At 62.7% G+C, this 483-nt stretch carries 1 pseudogene; it reads left to right on the top strand.

Annotated features, from left to right (window positions below):
- Positions 1–449, top strand: a pseudogene (locus tag ACU8YE_RS24670) (DISARM system helicase DrmA); the annotation flags it as partial.
- Between the last annotated feature and the right edge of the window lie 34 nt (positions 450–483).

Genomic DNA, 483 nt, shown 5'->3' with positions numbered 1-483 from the left:
CAATGGATCGCGGCCTGACCGGCGCGCTGCTTTCCCTGATGCGTCTGGAAAACGACGCCTTCAGCCCGAACGTGGGCGCGGGCGAGCTAGACAAGTCGGATAAGCCCGAAATCACCGAAGCGATCGACGTACTGGTGCGGCGGGCTTGGAACGTCAGTGAGGCGCCCACAATCAAGAATCTGGCCGAGCGTGAACTGAAGGAGCGTGCGGACGAGTGGGCGAAGGAAGTGAGCGTGCCCGGTCGCACGCTGGCCTACGAAAAGCGTGGCGGACAGGCGGCGACGATGGTCGGCCTGGTCAAGTCGCCGGGCATCCATGCGTGGGACAACTGGACGGTGCCGATGTCGATGCGCGAAGTGGAGCCGGGCGTGCGCCTGATTATGAACACGGGACAAATCTCGGACGACCACGGGTGGAAGCCGCGTCAGGCGCCTAAGGATGAGGATTGACTATGACTGGCAATAGAACACCCGTCGGGGAAGT

It is taken from the genome of Ralstonia sp. VS2407 (assembly GCF_052950655.1).
The sequence above is the reverse complement of the archived record's forward strand: the minus strand, read 5'-3'. Positions and strand labels throughout refer to the sequence as shown.